We start from the raw sequence: 6,753 nt of genomic DNA, 5'->3' as shown, positions 1-6,753 counted from the left end.
GGGTCTATCTGCATAAAGGTACGTTTAGTCCCACAGGATTTGGTGTATCTTTTGCTTGGTTCATATCTAAGCCAGAGAACCTTGTTCACATGCGGGATGGCTCTGCATCTGTGGCTAAGCTATCGGATATCGTCACATCTTAAGCCTGAGGATGAGTTGCCGAGCGCCGCATTTCTGAGTCGCTCGGCGAGTTTTTATTTCAACCGTCCGGGAGTAGAGTTCGAGCGCGCTTCCGGATTCGGGAGACACGTTTCCGTAGAGCCCCTACTGCGTCGTTTCCGTGCGTCGCCAGCTCGTCGTAGTTATACCCTTTCGCAACTTTTTCGATCAGGTCAAAGTCATCTACTTCGGCCTGTAGCATTTTGAGGGCGGAACGGGACTCGAAGGCGACTGAGGGATCGGTATTTTCCGGCTGCCATGCAATTGGCTGCAATCGCAAAAGGCGAGTGCGATACCGGTTTCGCCGTGCACCCGATCGGATGCGACGCTCAACGTCAGAGCGATCAAACGAATTGCCTTTGACAATATCACCCAAGATCGCATTGTGGGCATACTCCAGCCCCCATTGGCGATCATTGGATGTCTTTGACTTTTTTAGTTCTTCTTGAATACGGGCATACTCTGCCCAGTCGACCGATTGGTCTTCCATTTTACACCTCATTGTTTGTGCGGGCCGTGTGGCGTCGCAAGGATGAAAGGAAACGGCCTTCTTGGGAGGTTTCACCAGCACAGACGCTGTGCTTGCTGATGACGGTCACCCGCGTCGGTCATTTCCATGAGAGCTAGATTACACCCTAAATGCATTGCTCTCAACTAATAAGAGATGTCGGCGGCCTGATACGACCGCCGACACCCAAGTTATGATGTCAGCTGGATGCGAAGTGTTTCCGACCATTCACGCTGAAGCGTTTCCAGCGTTCTATTGGCATCCTCGTTTTCCAGAGAAAGCGCAGATTGCGTGCGAGCTAGGGAAAGCAGGAGTAGTTCGAGTGCCACCAATGGTCCGGTCTGTTCCCGCACATGCTTTGCACCATTGTTCTCATCGTTGTCAGAACCATCTGCTCCATCCAGTTTCCTGATCGGATCATAGAGTTCAGAAAAGAACGGGTGTGCTGTATTGATGGAGAGGATCACCCGACCATAACGATGCTGCGCCCGATAAAATGGCCAATAGTCATCATGAACGTACTGGATAAGATATCGGGAGGCCTTAACGCGCTTAAAGGCCTCATCGTCCGTTTCATTGGCGCGCTTAAGTGTGACGGCAAGCGTGCGCAGGTTTTCTTCGATCTGCACTTCTTCTTCAGCACTCAATGCTAGAGAACGAGATTGGTGGGGGTCAGATGCCGTTGCTTTGTTTTCACTCGTGGACGGCTTTGCAGCATTGGCGTTCGTGCGCTGCTCGCTTTGGAAGCGTCTGATTTCATTGATAACAGTACTGATGTCTTCCCCGACACCCTTTTTGATCGCCTCTTTGACGTACCCTTTGGGACGAACACCTTGCTTGTTTGCCGCGACACCAAATGCTTCGTCCAAGTCGCCGGGGAAGTCTATTTGCACGCGAAACCAATGCGTGATCGAGTGGCGTGTGGTCAGTTCCGGCATTCGATCCGCAAACAATTCACGCCCGTTCCGAAGAATCGACACCGTCTGACCGTTGAATACGTGGAGATCATTGCGCAGTGTTTTTTGCGGCAAATGGTACCACTCTTCAATGGGCAGCTTGAAAAGGCTAATCTTGATTTGCGCAGTCTCGCTGTCTTCCTTGTCGTGGATTGGGATTTCGATCAACTTGGCTGTGACCAACTTGCTTCCCTTGGCTTCAATCTCGTCGAGATATTGACGATGACGGGCATTGGCCATCGAATAGGTGGGATCAAAAGCGGTGACCTGTCTGTTATTGATAAAGAGCTTCAACCCATCACCGATAGCATGACGATAAACGCGAGCCATCTCCTTAGTGGCATGATCCACCAGCGTGTTTGCCTTCGCGAAGCTTAGACGATCACAATTTGGCATAAAAATGATCGTACCAGAGCTGCCGAGTGCTTCTTCAAGGTCGTCTTTAATCTCGGCGAGTAGCTCTTGCTGGCTACGGTCTTTTGGGATGGACATTGGCTTTTGAATAATGTCCGCGACATCGTCGGGCAGCTCATCCAGTAGTTCTGGGTCGGGCAAGAAGACGTTGTTTGAACGCTCACGCCCAATAGCCTCCACATCTAGAGCGAGGTTGTAGATCGCACCTACTTCTTGCCACGAGTAGAATTCCACAAGCGGACTCATACTCAGAGCCGCCGTTTTCATCCCCATGCCAAATCGACCAATGCCAGAGCGGTTGTTGAAGTTCATTGACCCACCGAAGGCCATGGCAACTTTCAGGACGTTAGGGGCCATACCTTGACCGTTATCTAAGACAGCAACATCCGTCTTGTAAGCTCCCGGTTTCCCAGTCTGGCGAAAATAGATGCGAACCTCACTGGCACCAGCTTGGATCGAGTTGTCAACATGCTCGCAAAGTGCTGAGGTTGTGTCATTATAGCCCTGATCACGCAGTGACGAGACAAGGGTTTGCGCAAAGAACAACGGAACGTTTGCGCCGTCCTTCAGAATGCGGTTCATAACGGTCTTGCCGCCTTTCGGGGCATCGGGTGCCCAACTCAGCTCAAGCTCCCCGACCGCTGGGGTATCAGTATCGTTCAACATATCGTTCTCCATAGGTTTTCGTGAGCGCTGTGCTTCACGAGAGGGCGAGACATTGTGAGGTCTCAACCATCAGGAGATGGGGTGAACAATGTGTGACACCCCTCAGCCCAAAAAAGTTAAACAAAGATTTGGCATTCATGGGTCTACCTGCATAAATGTACGTTTGGCCCCACAGGATTTGGCGTGTTTGCGGTCCTTTGGCATTTGCGGGCAGGTAGATCAGTCTTGGTCGCTTCTCGTATTGCCTGCCTTGATCGCGTCATAAAGAACGGTTTTGCCAACTTTTATGCGGGCTGCGGCTTCACGAACCGTCAGGCCCCTTTCGATCAGCATTTTCGCTCGCTTCAGTTTTTCAGCCGTGACGACAGCCTTGCGTCCTCCTTTTCGGCCGCGTGCAGCAGCCGCGCTCAGACCTGCGCGGGTTCTTTCACGAATGAGGTCACGCTCGAACTGGGCCAGAGCGCCGAACAGGTGGAAGACGAGGGTGCCGCCGCTTGTAGTTGTGTCGATGCCTTCCGTCAAAGACTTGAACCCGATGTTGCGCTGGTCAAGGTCGCGAACCGTGTCGATCAGATGACTCATGCTTCGTCCGAGGCGATCAAGCTTCCATACGATGAGTGTGTCTCCGGAACGCAGGTAATCAAGCGCTTCATTCAGCCCGGGCCGATCCGTTTTCGTACCTGAAACACAGTCTTCAAAAATCTCACCACAACCAGCAGCTTTCAGAGCATCAATCTGCGGTGCCAGCGATTGCTCGGCCGTTGAGATGCGTGCATATCCGACTGGCGCATAGACTTTGGCAATTTTTGTCCGTTTTTCCATCCGTCAATCATCTTGTCCTGAATTCCGTTGTCAAGCCATATTGACGGACAGCAAAACGCGGGGCCGTCAAACGACCGATTCCCGGACACCCTTTATTACGGAGATGACTATGCCCAGAATGCAGATCCTTTCAACGTCCGAGCAAGAGGTGTTTGATCGGTCGCCAGTATTCGACTTCCGCGAGCGCAAGCGATGTTTTGATCTACCGAAGCCTTTGATGGATATTGCATCCGGGCTGCGCTCGCCCTCCAGTCAAATTGGATTCTTGGTGATGTGCGCCTACTTCAAAGCGACGAGAAAATTCTACAACCCACGGGATTTCCATCCCCCCGACATTGCAGTGGCAGCAAAGCTTCTGGGGTTATCAGGATCAGATCTTTCTTCGCAAGCATACCCCAAGCAGACCCGCACACGTCACCGTCGGCTCATTCTGGACTTTTATGGCTTCACATCATTCGTTCAGAAAACCAAAGGCGACCTGGCTGTCGAGATCGCAACGATGGCGCGAATGTATCTGAAACCTCGCCTAATCTTTGATCGCTGTGTCGATTTTCTTATCCAACGGCGGGTTCAGGTTCCAAATTCGGGTGTTCTGCTAGAGCTAATCCGATCCGGATTACAGGCGCGGAAAGCTGAACTGATCATTCTCATGGACACGCATCTCACAAACGACGCGCGCATCTTGCTGGACGGCATGTTCACAACGGCGGATGATCAGAACCGATATCGTTTGACCCTGCTGAAGAAACTTTCGCAATCTACAAAACCGACCAAGATCAAGGAAGCCATCGCTGACTATGAAACGCTCGCCGAGTTGCATAGCCAGCTTGAATGCTCCCTAGCCACACTCGACCTGGGAGCTGCCGGTATCCGGTATTTTGCGGGCAGTGTCCTGCGATCACGCCTGTTCCAACTTCAACAGCGCACGGATAATGATCGCCGGATCCACGCTACCGCGTTTGTTGCCCACCAGTTCTACCGCACCCAAGACAATCTGATCGATCTTTGGCTCAGTGTCATGGCGTCCTTTCAGACAAAGGCGAAACGCAAGCACAACGAACAACTACTCGAAAGCCGTAAAGAACAGCAAGATCAGATCAAAGCCGTTGTCAAGGATCTGGACACATCGGTCTTCGGCCTCCTGCGCGACATTCGCAACGTGACTGAGACAGTTGAAATGTCGAACACTGAGAAAGTTGATGCCATCCGATCTTTACTGGGTCAGGGACGCTCCGGTGCATTCGAGCGGCTAAAGGATGATCTAACCGCGACCGGACGGGATAAAAGCTGGTTCGATGTGCTGGAAGCACAATCTCTGCAGCTACAAAATCGCCTCAACCCTATCCTGCGGGTGATCTCATTCGACCGAAACGACCGGGCCGCCGGGCTTCTTGCCGCCATCGATCACTTCAAGCGCAAGGATGGGGCAGTTGCGGTGGGTGCACCAACGGACTTTCTTGATGTAGACGAGCGGGCAGCGCTGACCCGTGCCGATGAAACATTCCGCACCTCGCTCTACAAAGTCTTATTGTTCCAGCATGTTGCAGCCGCTATCAAATCCGGCGACCTCAATCTATCGCAGTCCTACAAGTATCGCCCCATGGATGATTATCTGATCGCCCCGGAGCGATGGCGAGAAGAAAAGCAGGAATTGTTAGAACGTGCGGGTCTGACCGAATTTGCGGATCCCGAACCCGTACTGGCCAAACTTAGAGACGCACTGGCACAGCAATATGAACTGACAAACACCAATGCTCCCGCAAATCAGCATCTCAAAGTACGGTCCGATGGCACCTTTCATATAGCAACCCCCGCGGCTGGGTCCGATGAGGCCAGCCCAACCAGAGATCTTTTTCCTCAACGCCATGACGTTCCGCTGGCACAGGTTCTGGAAACCATCAATAACCATTGCGGGATGCTGAACGCGTTCGAGCACTGGCAGCAAACACATATCCGACAGGCTGTCTCCCATCCAGTGCTCCTCGCCGGGATCATGGGTCTCGGTTGCGGTATCGGCGTGCGCAAGATGGCGCGCATCTCCTCGCGCGTGACCGAAGGAGAGCTGGAACATGCGGTCAACTGGCGCTTCTCTCTCGACAACATTCGCGCCGCCAATGACGCCGTCGTCAAGGCCATGGACGAGATGGAATTGCCCAACATTTATCGTCAGGAAGCAGGAACGCTTCACACCGCCAGTGACGGGCAGAAGTTTGAAGTGCGTGGTGAAAGCCTGCTGGCCAGCCGATCGTTCAAGTATTTTGGCCAGAACCAGGGGGTTTCAGCCTATACGTTCGCAGACGAACGGCTCTTTCTTTGGTATTCCTTGATGATCAGTGCGGCTGATCGCGAAAGCGCCTATGTTATTGACGGTCTCATGCACAACGATGTTGTCAAAAGTGACATCCATTCCACCGATAGCCATGGATACAACGAAGCCATCTTCGGCATGACACATCTTCTGGGCTTTTCCTTTGCCCCACGTATCAAAGGCGTTGGCAAACAGACACTGTACATATTCAAACCAGATCGGACCAGGAACCGGGATTGGATTATCAGACCGGACATGACCATCAATGAAGTCCTGATCCGCGAAAACTGGGATGCGCTCCTGCGTCTGGTCGCGACAATCAAGCTTAAGGAAAACACCGCCTCCGATATCTTCCGGCGGCTGAACTCCTATTCTCGCCAGCATGTGCTGTATCAGACCCTGAAAGCCTTCGGGCAGATCATCAAGTCCCTGTTCATCCTTTGCTATGTCGACGACCTTGATCTCCGGCAGGCCATCGAACGCCAACTCAATAAAGTAGAACTCGCCAACCGTTTCACCCGCGCTGTCGCAGTCGGCAATCCCCGCGAATTCACTCAGGTCGAGAAAGAAGAGATGGAGATCGCTGAAGCTTGCAATCGTCTGATCAAGAACTCCATCATCTGCTGGAATTATCTCTATCTCGCACGCCAACTCGAAAAGGCTCCCGATGAGGAGACCAGAGACAATCTGCGTCGGGCAATCGCTGCACACGCACCCGTGGCTTGGGCACATATCAACATGCTCGGCGAATACGACTTCTCAGACGAAAAACTCCGCGATGTCCTCGGAATCCTCCCCCTGAAGTCAGCCGCGTGAAACAGCATCCAGAACAGGGAGGACTAATCCAGGAAAAATCAAAGCGCGGGCAGTACTTAAGAAAATCAATGTGGGACCCCGCGTACCTTTATGTCGACGGACCC

General features: G+C 52.5%; 4 protein-coding genes. 1 reads left to right on the top strand and 3 read right to left on the bottom strand.

The window, feature by feature from the left end; all coding sequences use genetic code 11:
• Positions 1-199: 199 nt before the first annotated feature.
• From PPL9_RS02680 to PPL9_RS02670, 3 genes are all read right to left on the bottom strand, one after another.
• Positions 200-649 carry a hypothetical protein gene (locus PPL9_RS02680; RefSeq protein WP_057461202.1) on the bottom strand — a complete coding sequence of 150 codons (450 nt, stop codon included), beginning with the start codon at positions 647-649 and terminating at the stop codon, positions 200-202.
• 209 nt (positions 650-858) lie between these two features.
• The gene (locus PPL9_RS02675; protein ID WP_200962076.1) at positions 859-2,703 is read right to left on the bottom strand and encodes an ATP-binding protein; all 1,845 of its coding nucleotides are present in this window, start codon (positions 2,701-2,703) and stop codon (positions 859-861) included.
• Positions 2,704-2,922: 219 nt separating this feature from the next.
• On the bottom strand, positions 2,923-3,525 hold the full coding sequence (locus tag PPL9_RS02670) for a recombinase family protein (RefSeq protein ID WP_057461201.1): 603 nt from the start codon (positions 3,523-3,525) through the stop codon (positions 2,923-2,925).
• Here PPL9_RS02670 and PPL9_RS31045 point away from each other — a divergent pair.
• Complete coding sequence (locus PPL9_RS31045; RefSeq protein WP_161831187.1) at positions 3,500-6,649, top strand: Tn3 family transposase; 3,150 nt, start codon at positions 3,500-3,502, stop codon at positions 6,647-6,649. The genes PPL9_RS02670 and PPL9_RS31045 overlap by 26 nt on opposite strands.
• Positions 6,650-6,753 lie beyond the last annotated feature (104 nt).

The sequence above is a fragment of the Pseudovibrio sp. POLY-S9 genome, from assembly GCF_001431305.1.
In the GTDB taxonomy this organism is placed as follows: domain Bacteria; phylum Pseudomonadota; class Alphaproteobacteria; order Rhizobiales; family Stappiaceae; genus Pseudovibrio.
The sequence above is the reverse complement of the archived record's forward strand: the minus strand, read 5'-3'. Positions and strand labels throughout refer to the sequence as shown.

What these genes read in the sequence shown, in the direction of transcription:
- PPL9_RS02680 (WP_057461202.1), bottom strand. Translation starts at nt 649, where the DNA reads ATGGAAGACCAATCGGTCGACTGGGCAGAGTATGCCCGTATTCAAGAA.
- PPL9_RS02675 (WP_200962076.1), bottom strand. Translation starts at nt 2,703, where the DNA reads ATGTTGAACGATACTGATACCCCAGCGGTCGGGGAGCTTGAGCTGAGT.
- PPL9_RS02670 (WP_057461201.1), bottom strand. Translation starts at nt 3,525, where the DNA reads ATGGAAAAACGGACAAAAATTGCCAAAGTCTATGCGCCAGTCGGATAT.